The 21,040-nt window shown below is 52.0% G+C and carries 18 protein-coding genes; 13 read left to right on the top strand and 5 right to left on the bottom strand.

From position 1 onward, the window contains the following. Nucleotides 1-46: 46 nt before the first annotated feature. Entirely contained in the window at nt 47-1,063 is a 1,017-nt protein-coding gene (locus TU92_RS10385; protein WP_112166881.1) for a LacI family DNA-binding transcriptional regulator, read from the bottom strand. A gap of 331 nt (nt 1,064-1,394) precedes the next feature. Between TU92_RS10385 and TU92_RS10390 the strand changes: the two genes are divergently transcribed. From TU92_RS10390 to TU92_RS10410, 5 genes are all read left to right on the top strand, one after another. Further along, a complete protein-coding gene (locus TU92_RS10390) occupies nt 1,395-1,838 on the top strand; it encodes a PTS sugar transporter subunit IIA (protein WP_112166883.1) in 444 nt (147 codons plus the stop codon). A 119-nt stretch (nt 1,839-1,957) separates the two neighbouring features. Beyond that, a complete protein-coding gene (locus TU92_RS10395) occupies nt 1,958-2,239 on the top strand; it encodes a PTS sugar transporter subunit IIB (RefSeq protein ID WP_112166885.1) in 282 nt (93 codons plus the stop codon). 46 nt (nt 2,240-2,285) lie between these two features. Beyond that, nucleotides 2,286-3,662, top strand: a complete 1,377-nt coding sequence (locus TU92_RS10400; RefSeq protein ID WP_112166888.1) for a PTS ascorbate transporter subunit IIC — start codon at nt 2,286-2,288, stop codon at nt 3,660-3,662. Nucleotides 3,663-3,767: 105 nt separating this feature from the next. Next, entirely contained in the window at nt 3,768-4,601 is an 834-nt protein-coding gene (locus TU92_RS10405; protein ID WP_112166890.1) for a transketolase, read from the top strand. Beyond that, nucleotides 4,594-5,547 (top strand): transketolase family protein, encoded by a 954-nt coding sequence (locus TU92_RS10410; protein ID WP_112166892.1) that lies wholly within the window; start codon nt 4,594-4,596, stop codon nt 5,545-5,547. Before TU92_RS10405 ends, TU92_RS10410 begins: the two co-directional genes overlap by 8 nt. Before the next feature lie 97 nt (nt 5,548-5,644). Here the strand turns inward: TU92_RS10410 and pta are convergent, their stop codons facing one another. Beyond that, the gene (gene pta, locus TU92_RS10415; protein ID WP_208640419.1) at nt 5,645-7,783 is read right to left on the bottom strand and encodes a phosphate acetyltransferase; all 2,139 of its coding nucleotides are present in this window, start codon (nt 7,781-7,783) and stop codon (nt 5,645-5,647) included. 183 nt (nt 7,784-7,966) lie between these two features. Next, nucleotides 7,967-9,169: an acetate kinase gene (gene ackA, locus TU92_RS10420; RefSeq protein ID WP_112166896.1), complete on the bottom strand. Its 1,203-nt coding sequence runs from the start codon at nt 9,167-9,169 to the stop codon at nt 7,967-7,969. Nucleotides 9,170-9,632: 463 nt separating this feature from the next. On the opposite strand from ackA, the gene yfbV reads away from it, so the two are divergent. The 4 genes from yfbV to TU92_RS10445 all read left to right on the top strand — a co-directional run bounded on the left by yfbV (nt 9,633) and on the right by TU92_RS10445 (nt 13,415). Further along, nucleotides 9,633-10,088, top strand: coding sequence for a terminus macrodomain insulation protein YfbV (gene yfbV, locus TU92_RS10430; protein WP_112166900.1), 456 nt, complete (start codon nt 9,633-9,635; stop codon nt 10,086-10,088). 200 nt (nt 10,089-10,288) lie between these two features. Next, nucleotides 10,289-10,783: a YfbU family protein gene (locus TU92_RS10435; protein WP_112166902.1), complete on the top strand. Its 495-nt coding sequence runs from the start codon at nt 10,289-10,291 to the stop codon at nt 10,781-10,783. A 27-nt stretch (nt 10,784-10,810) separates the two neighbouring features. Further along, on the top strand, nt 10,811-11,464 hold the full coding sequence (locus tag TU92_RS10440; RefSeq protein ID WP_112166904.1) for a sugar phosphatase: 654 nt from the start codon (nt 10,811-10,813) through the stop codon (nt 11,462-11,464). Between the two features lie 118 nt (nt 11,465-11,582). Further along, nucleotides 11,583-13,415: an SLC13 family permease gene (locus TU92_RS10445; RefSeq protein WP_112166906.1), complete on the top strand. Its 1,833-nt coding sequence runs from the start codon at nt 11,583-11,585 to the stop codon at nt 13,413-13,415. A 45-nt stretch (nt 13,416-13,460) separates the two neighbouring features. On the opposite strand, the gene yfbR is transcribed toward TU92_RS10445, so the two are convergent. Both yfbR and TU92_RS10455 read right to left on the bottom strand, forming a co-directional pair. After that, nucleotides 13,461-14,060 (bottom strand): 5'-deoxynucleotidase, encoded by a 600-nt coding sequence (gene yfbR, locus TU92_RS10450; RefSeq protein ID WP_112166909.1) that lies wholly within the window; start codon nt 14,058-14,060, stop codon nt 13,461-13,463. Between the two features lie 111 nt (nt 14,061-14,171). Beyond that, nucleotides 14,172-15,386, bottom strand: a complete 1,215-nt coding sequence (locus TU92_RS10455; protein WP_112167387.1) for a pyridoxal phosphate-dependent aminotransferase — start codon at nt 15,384-15,386, stop codon at nt 14,172-14,174. Nucleotides 15,387-16,371: 985 nt separating this feature from the next. Between TU92_RS10455 and lrhA the strand changes: the two genes are divergently transcribed. The 4 genes from lrhA (at nt 16,372) to nuoC (ending at nt 21,038) form a co-directional block, all read left to right on the top strand. Then, nucleotides 16,372-17,316, top strand: coding sequence for a transcriptional regulator LrhA (lrhA, locus tag TU92_RS10460; RefSeq protein ID WP_112166911.1), 945 nt, complete (start codon nt 16,372-16,374; stop codon nt 17,314-17,316). Nucleotides 17,317-18,021: 705 nt separating this feature from the next. Beyond that, a complete protein-coding gene (locus TU92_RS10465; RefSeq protein ID WP_112166913.1) occupies nt 18,022-18,465 on the top strand; it encodes an NADH-quinone oxidoreductase subunit A in 444 nt (147 codons plus the stop codon). 19 nt (nt 18,466-18,484) lie between these two features. Continuing rightward, on the top strand, nt 18,485-19,159 hold the full coding sequence (locus TU92_RS10470) for a NuoB/complex I 20 kDa subunit family protein (RefSeq protein ID WP_112166915.1): 675 nt from the start codon (nt 18,485-18,487) through the stop codon (nt 19,157-19,159). Nucleotides 19,160-19,238: 79 nt separating this feature from the next. Continuing rightward, the gene (nuoC, locus tag TU92_RS10475; protein WP_112166917.1) at nt 19,239-21,038 is read left to right on the top strand and encodes an NADH-quinone oxidoreductase subunit C/D; all 1,800 of its coding nucleotides are present in this window, start codon (nt 19,239-19,241) and stop codon (nt 21,036-21,038) included. The last annotated feature ends 2 nt before the right edge of the window (nt 21,039-21,040 follow it).

Consider the following 21,040-nt stretch of genomic DNA (forward strand, 5'->3'; position numbering starts at 1 on the left):
TAAATGCGGGCGATATCACGTCGTCCGCTGCTTTTCAGCCCGCGCTTTAACAGCTTTCCCGCTTACACAATGACGAGGCGATCGTCACCTCTTCCCACTCTTCATCATGGATTCTTGCCAGCAATGCCTGCGCTGCACGGGTGCCAATTTCTTTGTGCGGAATGGCAATGGTGGTCAGCGGCGGCTGGCAGACTTTGCTCACGTCGGCATTGCCAAACCCAACGACTGCCAGACTGTCGGGCACCTTGATATGCCTGCGCTGGCACTCATACAGCGCACCGCATGCCAAATCGTCTGAAACGCACACCAGCGCGTCGATCTCCGGCCACGCCAGCAGAAACTCCGGTAACTGCTGAGCACCGGTAGAGAAGCTGGCGGGTTCGGCGGCGTTGATCACCCTGTGCGGTGACATATGCGCTTTCAGCATCGCTTTGCGCCAGCCCTGTAAATGTTGCTGGAAAATCCACTGCTCCTGATTGGCACACAGCATGCCGATGTTCTGGTATCCCTTGGCAACCACGGTTTGCGTGAGCTGAAACATCGCTTCGACATAATCAATGCCGATGTTCATATCAATGGGGGAATCGGTCAGCGCACCGATTTCCAGCACCGGAATAGTCAGATTGTCCAGCCACTGCCGCACATTGGCGGAGTGCTCGACGGAGAGCAAAATGGCTGCGGCCAGGTTGTATGACAGCAGCGTTTCGAGCAGCTTTTCTTCGCGCTCAATACGGTGCTGGGATTCAGCCAGCATTATCTGATAACCGGCGGGTTGCAGAACTTTCTGTAGCCCGGCAAACATCTCGGCACAGCCCGGTTCTGACAGGCTCGGGACGATCATGGCGATGGTATAAGAAGAGGCGGAGGCCAATGAACTGGCGGCCTGGTTGGGCAAATAACCCAGCTGGCTGACAGCTTCTTCAATCTTTTCACGCAGCTTATCGGAGACTTGTTCTGGCGTGCGCAATGCGCGGGAGACGGTCATGCTACCCACGCCCGCAAGCTGCGCCACATCAGCCAGCGTTACCCTCCCGGTACTGCGTCTTTTCTTGTTAATGGACATTCACAATCCTGACTCCTACACCCGCAGGTATAGCGAAAAAAGCAAGCCACAGCAGGGTGATACCCGAAGGTTCTGCGGCAGAATTGGGTAAATTATCGGTGATTTCCCGACAAAGTATACCGTTATTTGTGCGAACTGCGGTCCGGCGATACCGGAAGGTGACTATTTTTGATAGCGCTATCACACTTCACAATGATAGAAGCTTGGTAGCGCTATCTTTGTGAGATGTATCACAGATGTTAACGCTACCGGTGAGTAGAGTCAGGGCGTTGGTGTTGTCTGGGGGAATTCGGCACGCCAGCTCATAAAAAAATAAACCGGAGCTTTACCTATGCTGAATGATTGGCTGACGTCTGACAGGATTCAGATCAGAACAGATATCACGGACTGGCGGCAGGCAGTGGAAGTCAGCGCTGAGCCACTGTTGAAAGATGGCACTATCACGCCTGATTACCTGACGGCGATTTTTGCCCAGCGGGAAAAGTTGGGCCCGTACTTCGTTCTGGCACCGGGGATTGCGATGCCGCATGCCAGGCCGGAAGAGGGCGCGAAAGGATTAGGGCTGTCGCTGCTCACGCTACCACACGGCGTGAAATTTAATTCAGAAGATAATGACCCGGTGTATACGGTGGTGATGTTATCGGCACCGGATAAACACAGTCATATCGAGTTAATCTCTGAACTGGCGGAGTTATTCTCCAGCGATGAAGAGATGCAGAAAATACATCAGGCGGCAGATATTAAAACAATTCAGGATGTCATCGCGAAATTCTGACTCTGAACTCTTCATTAATGGAATGACGTTAATTCATCACGGAAGTAGTGACCAGTAATGACATCAGAAAACATTCTGATGCGAGAACCTACAAACTTTTAAAAACACAGGTGAATAAGATGAAAATCATGGCGATTTGCGGTTCCGGTTTAGGCAGCAGCTTTATGGTCGAAATGAACATTAAAAAAGTGCTGAAAAAATTAAATATTCAGGCTGACGTTGAGCACTCTGATTTGTCGTCGGCCATTCCCGGCGAGGCCGATCTGTTCGTCATGGCGAAGGACATCGCTGCCAGTGCTAACATCCCGGAAAATCAGCTGGTTGTCATAACTAATATTGTGGATATCAACGAGCTGGAAGCTAAACTAGTCGCCCATTTTGAAAAACATCCGGTGTCCTGACGGCCACTAAACCCTACATATAAAACTAATAAAGTATGAGGTGGATATGTTTATCCAGGAAACGCTCAAGTTTGTGGTTGATATATTAAAAGTCCCGGCAGTTCTGGTAGGGCTCATCGCATTAATCGGCCTGGTCGCACAAAAGAAAAACTTTTCTGATGTGGTGAAAGGTACGGTGAAAACCATACTGGGTTTTCTCGTATTAGCAGGCGGTGCGACGGTATTAGTCGGCTCGTTAAATCCGTTAGGCGGAATGTTCGAACACGCCTTTAATATTCAGGGAATTATTCCCAATAACGAAGCGATTGTCTCAATCGCGATGGAAAAATTCGGTGCCCCTACCGCATTAATTATGGCCTTTGGTATGGTCGCGAACCTTATCGTGGCACGTTTCACCCGCCTAAAATATGTCTTCCTGACCGGACACCACACGTTCTACATGGCCTGTATGATCAGCGTCATTCTGACGGTGGCCGGTTTTGAGGGCGTGGCGCTGGTCTTTACCGGTTCCCTGACACTCGGCCTTATCATGGCGTTCTTCCCGGCACTGGCGCAGCGTTATATGCGTAAAATCACCGGCAACGATGATATCGCCTTCGGCCATTTCGGCACCATCGGCTATGTGCTTTCCGGCTGGATAGGCAGTAAGGTCGGTAAAGGATCACGCTCAACCGAAGAGATGAACCTGCCGAAAAACCTCAGCTTCCTGCGCGACAGCTCCATCTCCATCTCGCTAACCATGATCATTATTTATCTGATTATGGCGGTCTTCGCCGGACAGATTTTCGTTGAAGCAACCTACAGCGCAGGCCAGAACTATCTGGTGTATTCCATCATTATGGCAATTACCTTTGCCGCGGGTGTGTTCATCATCCTGCAAGGTGTACGCCTTATTCTGGCTGAAATCGTTCCTGCGTTCGTCGGTTTCTCCGAGCGACTGGTGCCGAACGCGCGTCCTGCACTGGACTGCCCGGTGGTGTATCCGTATGCGCCAAACGCAGTGCTGATTGGCTTCCTGTTCAGCTTCCTCGGCGGTCTGGTCGGGCTGTTCCTGCTGGGGCAGATGCACATGGTGCTGATCCTGCCAGGCGTAGTGCCGCACTTCTTTACCGGTGCCACAGCGGGCGTATTCGGCAATGCCACCGGCGGACGCCGCGGCGCGATGTTTGGTGCCTTTGCCAACGGTGTGCTGATCACCTTCCTGCCGGTTCTGTTGCTGCCGGTACTCGGTGCCCTGGGCTTTGCCAACGCCACGTTCTCTGACGCGGACTTCGGTGTCATCGGTATCCTGCTGGGTAATCTGGCTCGCTTCATGTCGAAAGAAGCCATTATGGCGCTGATCGTCGGGATCTTTGCCGTCCTCGTCGCTTACAACTATCTCGGTAAAAAACCTGCTGCGGCGAAAGCAGTCAGCGAAGAGTAATTCAGTCACTCATTACGTCTCTTATCACCCACCGGGAAACACCGTTCAGACCTGCCAGCAATGGCAGGTCTGGATAAGTGCTCACTAAAATAAGGACTCAAAAAGATGAAAGATGTCCACGAGGTTCGTTCTCTGGCCCGTCATATCCGCATCGAGACGCTGAAAATGCTGACCGGTCTGGGATTCGGGCATTATGGCGGCAGTATGTCAGTGGTGGAAACGCTGGCAGTGTTATACGGCGATGTCATGCGCATTGACCCGAAAAAACCTGACTGGCAGGAGCGCGATTATTTTGTGCTCTCCAAAGGTCATGCCGGTCCGGCGTTGTACGCCACGCTGGCGCTGAAAGGGTATTTTCCGGTCAGCGAACTGAAAACGCTGAATGAAAATGGCACCAAACTGCCAAGCCATCCCGATCGCCTGCGCACGACTGGCGTCGATGCCACCACCGGTTCGCTTGGGCAGGGCGTGTCTATTGCCGCCGGTATGGCGCTTTCTCACAAGCTGGCGGGCCGTACCAACCGCGTGTTCTGCATTCTCGGCGACGGTGAACTGAACGAGGGCCAGTGCTGGGAAGCCTTCCAGTTTATCGCGCACCATAATCTGCATAACCTGACGCTGTTTATTGATTACAACAAACAACAGCTCGACGGCACGCTGGATGAAGTGATCAGGCCTTTCGATCTGGCCGGTAAATTCAGCGCCTTTGGTTTTGATGTGCAAACCATCAAAGGCGACGATGTCGTCGCAATCAGCAATGCAGTCACGCCGGTGCGTCAGGGCGAGCAGCGTCCGCTGGTCGTGATCCTCGACAGCATTAAAGGGCAGGGCGTGACCTATCTTGAGCAACTGGCGAATTCCCACCATTTGCGCTTAACGCCGGATGTGAAACTGGAAATCGAAAATGCGATCGCTGAGCTGGAGGCCACCCATGTTTGAAGTCTCTCTGGAATTACAAAAAGACGCGGTGGAAATGCGTAAGGTTTACGCCAATACCGTGCGCGAAAAGATTGTTGAGAACACGCCGATCATCGCGCTGGAAGCGGATTTGATGAGCTCGATGGCGATGGACGGCGTGCATAAAGACCATCCTTCCCATGTCATTAACTGCGGCATCATGGAGGCCAACGTGATCGGCGTTGCCGCGGGACTATCACTTACTGGCCGCGTGCCGTTTGTGCATACGTTCACCGCTTTTGCCAGCCGCCGCTGCTTCGATCAGCTGTTTATGTCGTTGGATTACCAGAAGAATAACGTCAAAATTATTGCATCCGACGCTGGCGTCAGCGCCTGTCACAACGGCGGTACGCATATGTCCTTTGAAGATATGGGCATCGTGCGCGGGCTGGCGAACTCGGTAGTGATGGAAGTGACCGACGCCGTGATGTTCCGCGATATTCTGTTACAGCTGATGGATCTGAAAGGATTCTACTGGGTGCGGACAATACGTAAACAGGCGACGCAGGTTTATCAGGAAGGTTCGACCTTCACCATCGGTAAAGCGAATGTGCTGCGCGACGGGAAAGATGTGACGCTGATTGCCAACGGCATCATGGTGGCGGAAGCGCTGAAAGCGGCAGAGATGCTGGAGCGCGAGGGGGTGAGTGCGGCGGTGATAGACATGTTTACGCTCAAACCGATTGATAAAGACATCATCATTAAATACGCCGCCAAAACGGGCAAAATCATCACCTGCGAAAACCACAGTATTCACAACGGGCTGGGGTCAGCAGTCGCGGAAGTGCTGGTAGAAAACCATCCGGTGCCGATGCGTCGCGTTGGCGTGAAGGAGCGTTATGGACAGGTCGGAACCCAGGAGTTTTTACAGCAGGAATACGGGCTGACCGCCGAACATATTCTCGAGGCTGCAAAGCAGTTGCTGTGAGCGAGAAGTGAGGAAATCAGAAAATAAAAACGCCGACGAGATGTCGGCGTTTTGCTGTCTTGCATACTGTTATTCGGGCGTAAAATAATTCAGGGAATTATTTTGCTGCCTCTTCTGCCTGAGCAGACTGAATCGCAGTCAGTGCCACGGTGTAGACGATATCGTCAACCAGTGCGCCACGGGACAGGTCGTTAACCGGTTTGCGCATACCCTGCAGCATCGGCCCGATAGAGACCAGATCCGCAGAACGCTGTACCGCTTTGTAGGTGGTGTTACCGGTGTTCAGATCCGGGAAGATGAACACGGTCGCCTGACCTGCAACCGGTGAATTCGGTGCTTTGGACAGAGCAACGTCAGCCATGATCGCGGCATCGTATTGCAGAGGGCCATCGATGATCAGGTCAGGGCGTTTTTCCTGCGCCAGACGGGTCGCTTCACGCACTTTCTCAACGTCGCTGCCCGCGCCGGAATTACCGGTCGAGTAGGAAATCATCGCCACGCGCGGTTCGATACCGAATGCCGCAGCGGAATCCGCAGACTGGATCGCGATTTCAGACAGCTGTTCAGCCGTTGGATCCGGGTTGATCGCGCAGTCACCGTAAACCAGAACCTGGTCAGGCAGCAGCATGAAGAACACAGAAGACACCAGGGAGCTGCCCGGTGCGGTTTTAATCAACTGCAACGGTGGGCGGATGGTGTTAGCGGTGGTATGAACGGCACCGGAAACCAGACCGTCAACTTTGCCTTGTTCCAGCATCAGGGTGCCGAGAACTACGTTATCTTCCAGCTGCTCGCGCGCAACCACTTCGGTCATGCCTTTGCTTTTACGCAGCTCAACCAGACGCGCCACGTATTCTTCACGCACGGCAACCGGGTCGATGATTTCGATGCCTGCACCCAGAGTCACACCCTGAGCCGCGGCAACGCGTTTGATCTCATCCGGATTACCCAGCAGCACGCATTCTGCGATACCACGTTCAGCACAAAGTGCTGCCGCTTTTACGGTACGTGGCTCGTCGCCTTCCGGCAGAACGATACGTTTACCGGCTTTACGGGCCAGCTCGGTCAGCTGATAACGGAACGCTGGCGGAGAGAGACGGCGTGAACGCTCGGAGTGAGCGCTCAGAGACTCGATCCAGTCCGCGTTGATGTGAGAAGCCACATACTGTTGCAGTTTCTCTACGCGCTGATGGTCGTCCGCCGGGACTTCCAGATTGAAGCTTTGCAGGCTCAGGGACGTCTGCCAGGTGTTGGTGTCTACCATGAACACTGGCAGGCCAGTCTGGAAAGCACGTTCGCACAGGCTGTTAATGCGTTCGTCAATTTCGTAGCCACCGGTCAGCAGGATAGCGCCGATTTCCACGCCGTTCATTGCTGCCAGACAAGCTGATACCAGCACGTCTGGACGGTCAGCGGAGGTCACCAGCAATGAACCTGGACGGAAGTGCTCCAGCATATGTGGAATGCTGCGTGCGCAGAAGGTCACGGATTTCACGCGGCGGGTTTGCACGTCGCCTTCGTTGATGATGCGGGCATTCAGGTGTTTCGCCATGTCGATTGCGCGGGTGGCAATCAGCTCGAAGCTCCATGGAATGCAGCCCAGCACCGGCAGCGGACTGTTAGCGAACAGCTGAGTCGGGTCGATGTTCGCCACGCTGGCTTTGTTGGAATCATCAAAGATTTCAGAAAGGTCAGGACGTGTGCGGCCCTGATCGTCAACCGGGGCATTCAGTTTGTTGATGATAACGCCGGTGATGTTGGTGTTTTTACTGCCGCCGAAGCTGGAACGGGCCAGTTCGATACGTTCTTTCAGCTGCGCCGGAGAATCGTTGCCCAGCGCCAGAACGAAGACGATTTCTGCGTTCAGGGTTTTAGCGATTTCATAGTTCAGCGCGTTAGCAAACTGATGTTTACGCGTTGGGACCAGACCTTCCACCAGCACCACTTCTGCGTCTTTGGTGTTTTCGTGATAACGCGCGATGATTTCTTCCATCAGCACGTCTTGCTGGTTTGAACTGAGCAGCGCTTCAACGTGGCTCATTTTCAGCGGTTCAGCTGCGGTCACGGAAGAGTTAGCGCGAATGATGGTGGTGGTTTGATCAGGTGCATCGCCGCCGGCACGTGGCTGTGCGATCGGTTTGAAGATGCTCAGGCTGACGCCTTTTTGTTCCATTGCACGGATCACGCCGAGGCTGACGCTGGTCAGACCAACGCTGGTGCCTGTGGGGATCAACATAATTGTACGGGACACGGCTAAACCTCTTTAACGGTTGCCAGGCAGAGACGGTCGCAGGTTTGTGCAGAGGAGATAATGATCAGCATAAGCGCGATGATTATCCTGCGCGGTGCGTCCAAACGGGCGGCGTTTGCCTTGAGTTAAAAAATCACTGCCAGCAATCGCTGGCAGTGTTGAATCGGATTATGCGGTCAGACGTGCGGCGTCTTGCGCAATCACCAGCTCTTCATTGGTTGGGATAACCAGAGCGGTGCGGGTGCCTTCTTTATTGATGGCACCGGATTTGCCAAAGCGTGCTGCAAGGTTGCGTTCGTGGTCAACTTCAAAGCCTAACAGGCCCAGTTTTCCAAGAGACAGTTCGCGCACCATGGCTGCGTTTTCGCCGATACCGCCGGTGAAGACTACCGCGTCCAGACGACCTTCCATCAGTGAGGTATAGCTACCGATGTATTTCGCCAGACGGTGGCAGAATACGTCCATTGCACGTTTGGCATCAGGTTTGGTGGTGTAGTTGTCTTCAACGTAACGACAGTCGCTGGTGACTTCGGTCAGGCCCAGCAGACCAGATTCTTTGGTCAGCATTTTGTTGATTTGATCAACGCTCATGCCCAGAGAGTCGTGCAGGTGGAAAATGATCGCCGGGTCGATGTCACCGCTGCGGGTGCCCATCACCAGACCTTCCAGCGGGGTCAGACCCATGGAAGTATCGACGCATTTACCGTTACGGATTGCGCTGACGGAACCGCCGTTACCCAGGTGGCAAGTGATCAGGTTCACTTCTTCCACTGGTTTATTCAGCATTTTCGCGGCTTCCTGCGTCACATAGAAGTGGCTGGTGCCGTGTGCGCCATAACGACGGACGTGATGATCGCGGTACAGCTTGTACGGGAGAGCGTACAGGTAAGATTCTTCTGGCATGGTCTGATGGAAAGCGGTGTCGAAAACGGCAACGTTTTTGTCAGCCAGTTTAGGGAAAGATTTCAGCGCTTCGTCGATACCAATCAGGTGAGCCGGGTTGTGCAGCGGTGCAAACGGGATAGATTCTTTGATGCCTTCGATAACAGCATCGTTGATCAGCATGGACTTGGTCAGCTTTTCGCCGCCATGAACGATACGGTGGCCAATGGCAACCAGCTCTGCGGACAGCTCAGGTTTTTTGCTCAGGATCTTGTTAACGATGAATTTCAGCGCTTCACTGTGTGCGGCACCCGCACCCAACGCGGCTTCTTCTTTGCCACCGTCCATTTTCCACTTAATGCGCGCTTCTGGCAGGTGGAAGCATTCGGCTAAACCTGAAATGTGCTCTTCGCCGTTCACAGCATCAATGATTGCGAACTTAAGGGAAGAACTACCACAGTTAAGAACCAGTACAAGCTTACTCGACATGGAAGTACCTATTTATTGTTGGTGCTGTTTAAGGAAAAAAACAAAACACATGGTTAATAAATCGTCAGTCTGACATCAAGCGTAGCGCATAATGGCGGTGACAATTATGATTAACATCATGCCAGAGAGCCAAAGCAGGCATGATAATGAAAAAGCTAAAGAATCGCAGGACGCCGGTTTTATTTGTGCATATCCATCGCCGAAGAGTGATGGCGCAGTGCACAAAATGTCTCTGTTTTACGTCTTTAGAATGTTATCTGTTAGTAAAAACCCTAACAAAGAATACAATTAGTAATTACAAAACACCTCAGCCCGAGGCACTATGCTTAATGATGAGGGTGTAAATGCTGCGACAGGATACCGGCACGTTTCAGCAAAAACAAAATATATTTTATCGTGGTAAACTCCAGTTTGTGTTTTACAAATATTTTTTAATTATTACACGTGAAGTTGAGGTGCAATTATGACGAGTAAGCCAACAGGCTCTGTAAGCTGGTTCCAGGTATTCCAGCGTGGGCAGCATTATATGAAAACATGGCCGTCTGATAAGCGCCTGGCTCCGGTATTTCCGGAAAACCGGATCTCCACAGCGACCCGTTTTGCGGTGCGCTTTATGCCACCGGTCGCGATTTTCACGCTGACCTGGCAGATAGCCCTCGGCGGCCAGCTTGGCCCCGCGGTCGCCACGGCGATATTTGCCTGTAGTTTGCCAATGCAAGGACTGTGGTGGCTCGGCCGCCGTTCACTGACGCCGTTGCCGCCAACATTGCTGAGCTGGTTCCACGATGTTCGCAACAAACTCGCCGAAGCCGGTCAGGCCCTCGCACCAGTGGAAGGCACCCCGACCTATCAGGCACTCGCGGACGTTCTGAAACGTGCGTTCAAGCAGCTCGATAAAACCTTTCTAGACGATCTGTAAGACGTTTCTCCCCCCGCTTACGTTCTCAGCTTCATAATTGTTAAGCTTCGCTGCAGTGCATATTGACCGGAGGAAAGTCTCCTCCGGTGATTATTTCACATGAGATCCAGACCCAAATCAAAGAATGGTGTGCTTGCGATTTCGCAGAAGTTTGCGCTATGCCATGCTTTGCTCATTATGCAGACATGAGGATTTTCACGATGGAAATGACTAACGCGCAACGCCTGATCTTGTCGAATCAATACAAAATGATGACCATGCTGGATCCCGATAACGCCGAACGCTATCGCCGTTTGCAAACGGTGATCGAACGCGGTTTCGGCTTGCAAATGCGCGAGCTTGACAGGGACTTCGGTGAACTGCCGGAAGAAACCTGCCGCACCGTGATTAACATTATGGAAATGCACCATGCGATGCAGGTGTCCTGGACCAATCTGAAAGACACTCAGGGTCTGGATCGCCGCCGTATCGATTTTCTCGGCTTTGACGCTGCCACAGAATCCCGCTTTTTAAGCTATGTTCGCTTTATGGTGAACACCGAAGGACGTTACACTGACTTTGACGCTGGCACCCATGGGTTTAACTCGCAGACCAAAATGTGGGATAAATACCAGCGTATGTTGGCGGTCTGGCAATCGTGCCCGCGTCAGTATCATCTGAGCGCCGTCGAGATAGCGCAAATTATTAATGCCTGATTTGAATTAACTAAAGAGGAATGACCTGTGGAGTGTAAAGGTTTTTTGTTCGACCTTGATGGAACGTTAGTGGATTCATTACCGGCCGTTGAGCGTGCATGGGTTAACTGGGCACTCAGTTGGGGAGTCAGCCCGCAGGACGTTCTGGCCTTTATTCACGGCAAACAGGCGATCACCTCTTTACGTCACTTCATGACCGGTGAAAGTGAGGAGACGATTCAGAAAGAGTTTCTGAAGCTGGAAAAAATCGAAGCCACTGACACCGAAGGCGTCTGTGCGCTGCCGGGTGCACATTTATTGTTAAGCGAACTGAATCGCCAGAATATTCCATGGGCGATTGTGACATCAGGCTCAATGCCGGTTGCCAGTGCGCGCCATGCCGCGGCGCATCTGCCCGCGTCGGAAGTGTTCATTACCGCCGAGCAGGTTAAACACGGCAAACCTCAGCCAGATGCCTATTTACTTGGCGCAGAGCGTTTAGGTCTGGCACCGCATGAGTGCGTCGTAGTGGAAGATGCCGCGGCAGGCGTAATGGCCGGTCTGGCGGCAGGCTGCAAAGTGATTGCGGTGAATGCGCCCGACGATACGCCGGGGATCGAGAATGTCGATTTCGAACTCACCACGCTGGAAGTTCTGCTGGTGAACAGTACAGAGCAGGGCGTCACAGTGAGCCTGCGTTAATTCATATTGTTGATTAAAAGTACACATTCATTGACCTGAACCTCGCTCCGGCGGGGTTTTTTTATGCCATGCTAAAACCGATTTTAAGTTTTCCAACTCAACGCAAAAGGAGTTTGTTTTGACCGGTGAATTAATCTGGGTTGTGGTTCTGCTGCTGATTGCGATGGTGCTGTTCGCGCGCAATACGCTGCGCATGGACATCGTCGCTTTGCTGGTCATTATTGCCTTTGTGCTCAGTGGTACGCTGACTCTTAACGAAGCGCTGGCCGGATTTAGCGATCCGAACGTGATTTTGATCGCTGCTTTGTTTGTCGTCGGTCACGGACTGGTGCGAACTGGCGTGGCGTATCAGGTAGGTGACTGGCTAATGAAAGTCGCCGGTCACAGTGAAATCCGGATGCTGATTTTGCTGATGCTGACTGTCGCCGGGCTGGGTGCATTTATGAGCTCCACCGGCGTGGTAGCAATCTTTATTCCGGTGGTGATCAGCGTTTCTGCCCGCATGAAAACCTCGCCGGCGCGGCTGATGATGCCGCTGAGTTTTGCCGGTCTCATCAGCGGCATGATGACGCTGGTCGCCACGCCGCCGAATATGGTGGTGAACAGCGAGCTGTTGCGGGAAGGATTTGACGGTTTTGGCTTCTTTGGCGTCACGCCGGTAGGGCTTGTGGTGCTTGTCATGGGTATCGGATATATGCTGATCGCCCGTCGGTGGTTGTCTGCCGAAGAGGCCTCGCAGGATAAACAGCGCTGGAAGCGCCGCACTTTCCGCGATCTGATCCGCGATTATCAGCTCAACGGACGCGCGAGGAGGATGACCATCCGTCCCGGCTCACCGCTGGTGGGGCGCACGCTCGACGATCTGCATCTGCGTTCCCGCTATGGCGCCAACGTGGTGGGGATCGAGCGCTGGCGCAAGTTCCGCCGCGTGATGGTCAGCGCGACCGGTAACACGGAATTGTGCGCCCGCGACGTGCTTCTGCTCGATATGACGGATCCCGATATTTCCGTCAGACAAATGTGTATCGATGAAATGCTGGAGCCCATGGTGCTGCGTGGCGAATATTTCGCCGAGCAGTCCCGCGATGTCGGGATGGCGGAAGTGTCGCTGATCCCTGATTCTGAGTTGTTGGGCAAAACTTTACGCGATGTGGCGTTTCGCTCCACGTACGGTCTGAACGTGGTGGGCATCCGCCGACAAGGCGAAGCGCTGCCGGGCAAACTGGTCGATGAGGAATTGCAGCTCGGCGACATGTTACTGGTGATTGGCGACTGGAAACTGATCCGCCAGCTTCAGCAGCAGATGCATGATTTCATTGTGCTCAGCCTGCCCGCCGAAGTGGATGACGTCGCTCCGGCACTCAGCCAGGCACCTCATGCGCTGTTCTGTCTGGCCCTGATGGTCGCACTGATGCTAACCGACGACGTGCCAAATGCCATTGCGGCAATCGTCGCCTGTCTGCTGATGGGAAAATTTCGCTGTATCACAATGGAAGGTGCGTATCGGGCCATTCACTGGCCGAGTTTGCTGCTGATCGTCGGGATGATGCCGTTCGCACTGGCGCTGCAAAAAACCGGCGGCGTGGCCCTGATTGTCGAAGGTCTGATGCAGGTGAGTGGCGGTTATGGACCGTACATGATGCTGCTGAGTTTGTTTGTCCTTTGCGCCACCATCGGGTTGTTTATTTCCAATACGGCGACGGCGGTACTGATGGCGCCGATCGCTATCGCGGCGGCGCATCAGATGGGCGTATCGCCATACCCGTTCACGATGATTATCGCTATTGCGGCTTCGGCGGCATTTATGACGCCGGTGTCATCTCCGGTGAATACGCTGGTAATGGTACCGGGGAATTACCGCTTTGGTGATTTCCTGCGTATCGGGGTGCCTTTCACGTTGCTGGTGATGGCCGTCAGCGTGTTTCTGGTGCCGGTACTCTATCCGTTTTGATTCACGGCCATGTTGAAAGCCCATCGCGCTGACCATCTATGACGGTCAGAGCGATTCATCGAGGCTGATTTCGTCCAGGGAAAGGCTAAAGCTCGGGACGAAGATCTCCATGAAGTAATCCATCTCCGGGCTTTTACGGTCGGCCAGCGTTTTTTCCAGACGCGCCTTAGCCAGCGTGAATTCGTTGTTACCCGCCGACAACTCTTCCAGACATTTCAGATAGGCGCACAGCGCGTCCGCCTGTTTTACAGTCAGTTTTTCGTCATCGCTGTAGTAATGCTCATCGATCAGCGGGCGGAAATCCTCCTGCAATTCTTCAGGCAACATCTCAATCAGCTTTTGCTGAGCAATCTTTTCGATCTTTTTGTATTCATGCGCGATCTGCGGATTGTAATACTTGATAGGTGTCGGCATGTCGCCGGTCAGCACTTCGCTGGCATCGTGATACATCGCGAGCAGGGCGACGCGTTCGACGTTCAGGTTGCCATCAAATTTGCGGTTTTTAATCACGGCCAGTGCGTGAGCCACGAAGGCGACTTGCAAGCTATGCTCGGAGACGTTTTCGGTGCGTACATTACGCATCAGCGGCCAGCGGCTAATCAGTTTCAGGCGGGAAAGGTGGGCGAAGAAATGGCTCTGATTCATAGCACTCTCATTAATAACGGCAAATGAGTGTCCATTGTGAGGAGTGTGAAGGCAATCGGCAAGTGTGATCAGAAAGATAAAACAGGGCGCAGAATTCTGCGCCCTGGGGAATTACTGACGGTAGGTTTCTAGGAACCGGCCCAGTTTATTAATTGCCATTTCCAGCTCATCGACGCGCGGCAGCGTCACGATACGAACGTGATCCGGATACGGCCAGTTGAACGCCGACCCCTGCACCAGCAGAACTTTTTGCTGTAACAGCAAATCCAGCACCAGTTTCTGGTCGTCATGAATATTGAAACGTTTGGCGTCGATACGAGGGAACATATACAGCGCACCTTTCGGTTTCACGCAGGAGACGCCGGGGATTTGGTTGATCAGTTCCCACGCGCGGTCACGCTGTTCCACCAGACGACCGCCCGGCTGAATAAATTCATTAATACTCTGATAACCGCCCAGCGCTGTCTGAATCGCGTGCTGCATCGGCACGTTGGCGCAAAGGCGCATGGAGGCCAACATTTCCAGCCCTTCAATGTAGCCCTTGGCGTGTTTCTTCGGTCCGTTCAGGACCATCCAGCCCTGACGAAAACCGGCGACGCGGTAGGTTTTCGACAGCCCGTTAAAAGTGACGGTCAGCAAATCCGGTGCCAGTGACGCAATAGAGATGTGCTGGGCTTCGTCGTACAGGATTTTGTCGTAGATTTCGTCGGCGAAAATGATCAGGTTGTGTTCGCGGGCGATATCCACGATCTGCATCAGCAGTTCTCTGCTGTAAACCGCACCGGTCGGGTTATTCGGGTTGATTATCACGATACCGCGGGTGCGCGGGGTGATTTTGTCGCGAATATCGGCGATGTCAGGGAACCAGTCGGCGCCTTCATCACACAGATAGTGCACCGCATTACCGCCAGATAGAGAAACTGCCGCAGTCCATAACGGGTAATCGGGAGCCGGTACCAGCATTTCGTCGCCGGTATTAAGCAGCGCCTGCATTGACTGAACGATCAGCTCCGAAACGCCGTTACCGATGTAAATATCTTCCACCGTCATGTCACGCATGTCGCGTGCCTGATAGTGCTGCATGATGGCTTTACGTGCGGAGAACAGGCCTTTAGAGTCACAGTACCCTTGCGCGGTCGGCAGGTTGCGGATGACGTCTACCAGAATTTCATCAGGTGCATCGAAACCAAAAGGCGCGGGATTGCCGATATTCAGTTTGAGGACTTTGTTACCTTCTTCTTCAAGACGTTTTGCTTCTTTGAGCACCGGGCCGCGAATGTCATAGCAGACGTTGTCCAGTTTGCGGGATTTTTCAATCGGGGACATGTAAATGTGAGCCTTTTGCAGTAAAGCCTGTTCTTCCCTGGCGCACAGCGCCGTAGAACAGTGCGAAGCGGCCAATTTACTCTCCAGAGTCGGGCATGAGAAGGGCTGCGCACCGTTTTGGTGAAAAACAGTAGGAAAAGCGCGGGTGTTGGGGATTTCTGTTTCGTTTGGGGTTTTGAATTGGTGTGTTAATTTGCCAATTAGGTTATTGGTAGTTTTAAATTCTGCCAACGCCTGATTTGTGACCGAAAAATTCACTGTTTTGACTGCCTGACAGGTGATTAGCTGACAGGAGTTTGTAGGTAATTTGCACAGTACATCACTAAAACTTACTAAACCTCGATAAATTCTGAAAAAAAATCCCCTGATTTTGAGATTCAGGCACAAATCATGAAGACGAATATGTTTTATTTATCTAATGATTATTAATAACCGCTGGATGAATGATCATAAGATAAGCCTGTCGGCGTATGTATTTTGTCAGGTTTTATAAATACGTTCTTTACCTATATTTGATCAATTGGCTATAAAGAATTTTGGCAGGGTGTAGAAAAATCTTAATGTCAGTTAAACTGATTTTTTGCGAAGAGTAATGGATATCCTCGTGAGTTAATGAATTTGTTGAAGTATATTTTTATACATCACAAGTGAATAATTAATGTTGCTTATGGTTTTGGGGCGATGATAGCGCTCAATCGCAGGCGGCAGCAGGGAAGTTGCCTGAAAAGATGTCGGTTAATTAGTCAAAATGGTCTATTCTTTTTTTATTAAGATTATCTAATCATTCACCCTTTGTGTGGAATTTCTGCATCTGCATTTAAGGGGATGAAAACGGCTTTAATGAAAACTTTCATGCACAAATATTTCTCAATCTTGCTTATCAAATGAGTGAGTATCTGTCATATCTGGTATTCTGCTTATTGCGGGTACTTTGACGCATCATCAGGGTAGCTTGTTATTAGATTCTATAAAGCGAAGAAAAACTATGACAAATGCAAATCGTCCAATCCTCAATCTCGACCTTGACCTGTTGAGGACATTTGTAGCTGTAGCGGATTTAAATACGTTCGCTGCAGCAGCTGCTGCCGTGTGTCGTACTCAGTCGGCGGTCAGTCAACAAATGCAACGTCTTGAACAACTTGTTGGAAAAGAACTGTTTGCCAGACATGGACGTAATAAATTATTAACTGAACACGGCATTCAGTTATTGGGGTATGCACGGAAAATTCTTCGTTTTAACGATGAAGCCTGCACCTCTTTGATGTACAGCAATGTCCAGGGCGGGATCACCATCGGTGCATCCGATGATACTGCCGACACTATTTTGCCTTTCCTGCTCAGTCGCGTGACGTCTGTGTACCCAAAATTGTCTATCGACGTTCGGGTGAAACGCAGTCCGTTTATGTTATCCATGCTGGAAAGCGAAGAAATCGATCTGGCCATCACCACGATGACGGGCACCGACCATCCGCATATTGTACTGAGAACCTCACCGACGCTGTGGTACTGCTCGGCTGACTTTGCCTATCCTTCCGGCGACAGCGTGCCGCTGGTGGTGCTTGATGAGCCTAGCCCTTACCGTCAGATGGCAACGGAGTATCTCAATCAGGCTGGTATCCCGTGGCGCATTGCCTATGTTGCATCTACCTTGTCTGCAATTCGCGCCGCCGTGCGTGCCGGGCTTGGCGTGACCGCACGACCTATCGAAATGATGAGCCCGGAATTGCGTGTGTTGGGTGAACAGGACGGCTTGCCGCGTCTGCCGGATACGCAATACGTATTGTATAAAAATGCCCGTTGCACCAATGAACTCGCCATGGCCATTTTTAACGCGGTAGAGCAGGGGAATGATCCCTATTCTCTGAGCGCCTACGGTCCTCGTCCTGTCGTTGATGACGATCAGGAGCTGGTGGCTGATTCAAAAAGTTAATACATTTGGCCTGCTTTACTTTCCGCCCATGGTTGTAAAGGGCGGAGGTAAAGGCATCTACTCCTTTTGGATAGTAAAACCTTTCCTTTTAGTGGTTTTGTTTACCATTTTCTCTCAAAGTGCCTTTTTCCCCTGTTAATCCGTCTCATCCCACGCTGTGACTGTTTCCATCATCAATAAGCACCTCACTAAATTGCCTAAATATCGACGTTTTTTCACATTAACAATAACCAGTGTTTTTTGCCGTAATCCGCTTGCTGCTTTCTGTAATTCAACAAAACTTGTTAAAAATATGGCTTTTTTGCTGTCGAAATTGACAGAACTCTGACCTGGATCAAAAAAATAACCCTAATAAGAGAGTGGAAGCGCTGTCTATTCCTGCGACAATAGGAAAGTGAGAAAGATGTCATAACTCCCGTCACAGGCTCATGCTTTATCACGGTATTTAACTGACACGATTTAGCTTAAGTGTCGGCGCATGATATGTTAATTAAATGATAAGCATGTAAACTAATGTGGAGATACTTTTGTCAAAGTTGACAAAAGGTTATAGAAAAGGGTAAAAAGCCCACAACAAATCACTGGCTTAATGCCTTATTGAGCCGTGAACTGTGTGGTTATTAATCCTTCCCTTGAATCGATGTGGTACGCAAACTGCCGATCCCATAGAGCAGATGCCAGAGTGCCACTTTTGATGAGTAAGCAATGCGTATGTCAACAGCCACTGAAGTCATCGCTCAACACTGGGCGTTCGCCGTTTTTCTTGTCGTTGCCGTTGGGCTTTGTTGCCTGATGTTACTGGGCGCCGCGTTCCTTGGCGGGAGAGCCAGAGCACGCTACAAAAACACGCCTTTTGAATCAGGTATCGCCTCGGTGGGCACCGCCCGCCTGCGTCTTTCCGCTAAGTTCTACCTGGTCGCCATGTTTTTCGTCATTTTCGACGTTGAAGCCTTGTATCTGTACGCATGGTCAACGTCTATTCGCGAAAGCGGCTGGACCGGATTCGTAGAAGCCACCATTTTCATTTTGGTACTGCTGGCTGGTTTGTTTTATCTGGTGCGTATTGGCGCACTGGACTGGACACCAACACGTTCGAAAGGACCTGTTAAACCAAGCCCGGCGATTAATACCAACAGTCACCCTCAGTAAGTCATAGCGAGGCAATAAGATGGAATATACGCTCACCCGCGTAGACCCGGACGGTGAGAACGACCGTTACCCCCTGCAGAATCAGGAGGTCGTCGGCGATCCTCTTCAGGAGCAGGTTAAGCGCAGCGTTTTCATGGGAAACCTTCAGGAATCACTGCACGGCATGGTGAACTGGGGACGCAAAAACTCCCTCTGGCCTTACAACTTCGGCCTTTCCTGCTGCTACGTAGAAATGGTGACGTCATTCACTGCGGTGCATGACGTTGCGCGTTTTGGCGCAGAAGTCTTGCGTGCTTCGCCACGTCAGGCCGATTTCATGGTGGTTGCAGGCACCTGCTTCACCAAGATGGCCCCCGTTATTCAACGTTTGTACGACCAGATGCTCGAACCGAAATGGGTGATTTCGATGGGCGCCTGTGCGAACTCAGGCGGCATGTACGATATTTATTCAGTGGTGCAGGGCGTGGATAAGTTCCTGCCTGTCGATGTGTATATCCCTGGATGCCCTCCGCGTCCTGAGGCTTACATGCAGGCGCTATTGCTGCTGCAGGAATCTATCGGTAAAGAACGCCGCCCATTGTCATGGGTCGTCGGCGATCAGGGTGTTTACCGCGCGAATATGCAGTCTGAAAAAGAGCGTAAACGTGCTGAACGCATAGCCGTGACAAATCTGCGTTCGCCGGACGAGATTTAACACTGCGGTCTGAGAGTCAACCCTGAGGGGTGGTAAACCCCTTACGGCATAAATGACCATTTAGTGTGGTGAAAAAAATATGACAGATTTGACGACGCAAAATACCGCCCTGCCAGCATGGCATACCCGTGATCATCTTGATGATCCGGTGATTGGCGAGTTGCGTAACCGTTTTGGGCCCGAGGCCTTTACTGTTCAGCCGACCCGCACCGGAATTCCCGTGGTGTGGTTCAAACGTGAACAGATCCTGGAAGCGATTACCTTTTTACGAAAACAGCCAAAACCTTACGTCATGCTGTTCGACCTGCATGGCGTTGATGAGCGTTTACGTACCCACCGCGACGGTTTACCGGCCGCGGATTTTTCCGTTTTCTACCATCTGATCTCTGTCGAGCGTAATCGCGACATCATGCTCAAGGTGGCATTGGCTGAAAACGATCTCCATGTTCCGACTCTGACCAAAGTATTCCCGAATGCTAACTGGTACGAGCGCGAAACCTGGGAAATGTTTGGTATTACCTTCGATGGCCACCCGCACCTGACGCGCATCATGATGCCGCAGACGTGGGAAGGGCACCCGTTGCGTAAAGACTATCCGGCACGCGCCACCGAGTTCGATCCTTATGAGCTGACCAAGCAAAAAGAAGAACTCGAGATGGAAGCGCTGACCTTCAAGCCGGAAGACTGGGGAATGAAGCGCGGCACCGAAAACGAGGACTTCATGTTCCTCAACCTCGGACCTAACCATCCGTCTGCGCACGGTGCGTTCCGCATCATCCTGCAGCTTGATGGCGAAGAAATTGTCGACTGTGTACCGGACGTCGGTTACCACCACCGTGGTGCTGAGAAGATGGGCGAGCGCCAGTCATGGCACAGCTACATTCCATACACGGACCGTATCGAATACCTCGGCGGTTGCGTTAACGAGATGCCATACGTACTGGCTGTTGAAAAACTGGCGGGTATCGTCGTGCCGGATCGCGTTAACACCATCCGCGTGATGCTGTCTGAACTGTTCCGTATCAACAGCCACCTGCTGTACATCTCTACGTTTATTCAGGACGTGGGCGCGATGACGCCAGTGTTCTTCGCCTTTACCGATCGTCAGAAAATTTACGATCTGGTGGAAGCGATCACCGGTTTCCGTATGCACCCGGCCTGGTTCCGTATTGGTGGCGTTGCACACGACCTGCCGAAAGGCTGGGAGCGTCTGCTGCGTGAATTCCTTGACTGGATGCCAGCCCGTCTGGATTCCTACGTCAAGGCAGCGCTGAAAAACACCATTCTGATTGGACGTTCCAAAGGCGTAGCAGCATACAACGCCGATGATGCGCTGGCGTGGGGCACCACCGGTGCTGGCCTGCGTGCGACCGGGATCGACTTCGATGTCCGCAAATGGCGTCCATATTCAGGTTACGAAAACTTCGATTTTGAAGTGCCGGTCGGCGATGGCGTCAGTGATTGCTATTCCCGCGTGATGCTAAAAGTGGAAGAGCTTCGTCAGAGCCTGCGCATTCTGGAACAGTGCTACAAAAACATGCCGGAAGGCCCGTTCAAGGCGGATCACCCGCTGACCACGCCGCCACCGAAAGAGCGTACGCTGCAACACATCGAAACCCTGATCACTCACTTCCTGCAAGTGTCGTGGGGTCCGATCATGCCTGCGCAAGAATCTTTCCAGATGGTTGAAGCCACCAAAGGGATCAACAGCTACTACCTGACCAGTGACGGCAGCACCATGAGCTACCGCACGCGCGTCCGTACGCCAAGCTTCCCGCATTTGCAGCAGATCCCGTCCGTAATCCGTGGCAGCCTGGTATCCGACCTGATCGTGTATCTGGGCAGTATCGATTTTGTAATGTCAGATGTGGACCGCTAACG

Source organism: Rahnella inusitata (assembly GCF_003263515.1).
In the GTDB taxonomy this organism is placed as follows: domain Bacteria; phylum Pseudomonadota; class Gammaproteobacteria; order Enterobacterales; family Enterobacteriaceae; genus Rahnella; species Rahnella inusitata.

Coding starts and splice junctions, on each gene's coding strand:
- TU92_RS10410 (WP_112166892.1), top strand. CDS start 4,594: ATGTTTGAAGTCTCTCTGGAATTACAAAAAGACGCGGTGGAAATGCGT.
- ackA (WP_112166896.1), bottom strand. CDS start 9,169: ATGTCGAGTAAGCTTGTACTGGTTCTTAACTGTGGTAGTTCTTCCCTT.
- yfbR (WP_112166909.1), bottom strand. CDS start 14,060: ATGAATCAGAGCCATTTCTTCGCCCACCTTTCCCGCCTGAAACTGATT.
- pta (WP_208640419.1), bottom strand. CDS start 7,783: ATGTTGATCCCCACAGGCACCAGCGTTGGTCTGACCAGCGTCAGCCTC.
- lrhA (WP_112166911.1), top strand. CDS start 16,372: ATGACAAATGCAAATCGTCCAATCCTCAATCTCGACCTTGACCTGTTG.
- TU92_RS10435 (WP_112166902.1), top strand. CDS start 10,289: ATGGAAATGACTAACGCGCAACGCCTGATCTTGTCGAATCAATACAAA.
- TU92_RS10465 (WP_112166913.1), top strand. CDS start 18,022: ATGCGTATGTCAACAGCCACTGAAGTCATCGCTCAACACTGGGCGTTC.
- TU92_RS10390 (WP_112166883.1), top strand. CDS start 1,395: ATGCTGAATGATTGGCTGACGTCTGACAGGATTCAGATCAGAACAGAT.
- TU92_RS10400 (WP_112166888.1), top strand. CDS start 2,286: ATGTTTATCCAGGAAACGCTCAAGTTTGTGGTTGATATATTAAAAGTC.
- TU92_RS10405 (WP_112166890.1), top strand. CDS start 3,768: ATGAAAGATGTCCACGAGGTTCGTTCTCTGGCCCGTCATATCCGCATC.
- TU92_RS10470 (WP_112166915.1), top strand. CDS start 18,485: ATGGAATATACGCTCACCCGCGTAGACCCGGACGGTGAGAACGACCGT.
- yfbV (WP_112166900.1), top strand. CDS start 9,633: ATGACGAGTAAGCCAACAGGCTCTGTAAGCTGGTTCCAGGTATTCCAG.
- TU92_RS10455 (WP_112167387.1), bottom strand. CDS start 15,386: ATGTCCCCGATTGAAAAATCCCGCAAACTGGACAACGTCTGCTATGAC.
- TU92_RS10395 (WP_112166885.1), top strand. CDS start 1,958: ATGAAAATCATGGCGATTTGCGGTTCCGGTTTAGGCAGCAGCTTTATG.
- nuoC (WP_112166917.1), top strand. CDS start 19,239: ATGACAGATTTGACGACGCAAAATACCGCCCTGCCAGCATGGCATACC.
- TU92_RS10385 (WP_112166881.1), bottom strand. CDS start 1,063: ATGTCCATTAACAAGAAAAGACGCAGTACCGGGAGGGTAACGCTGGCT.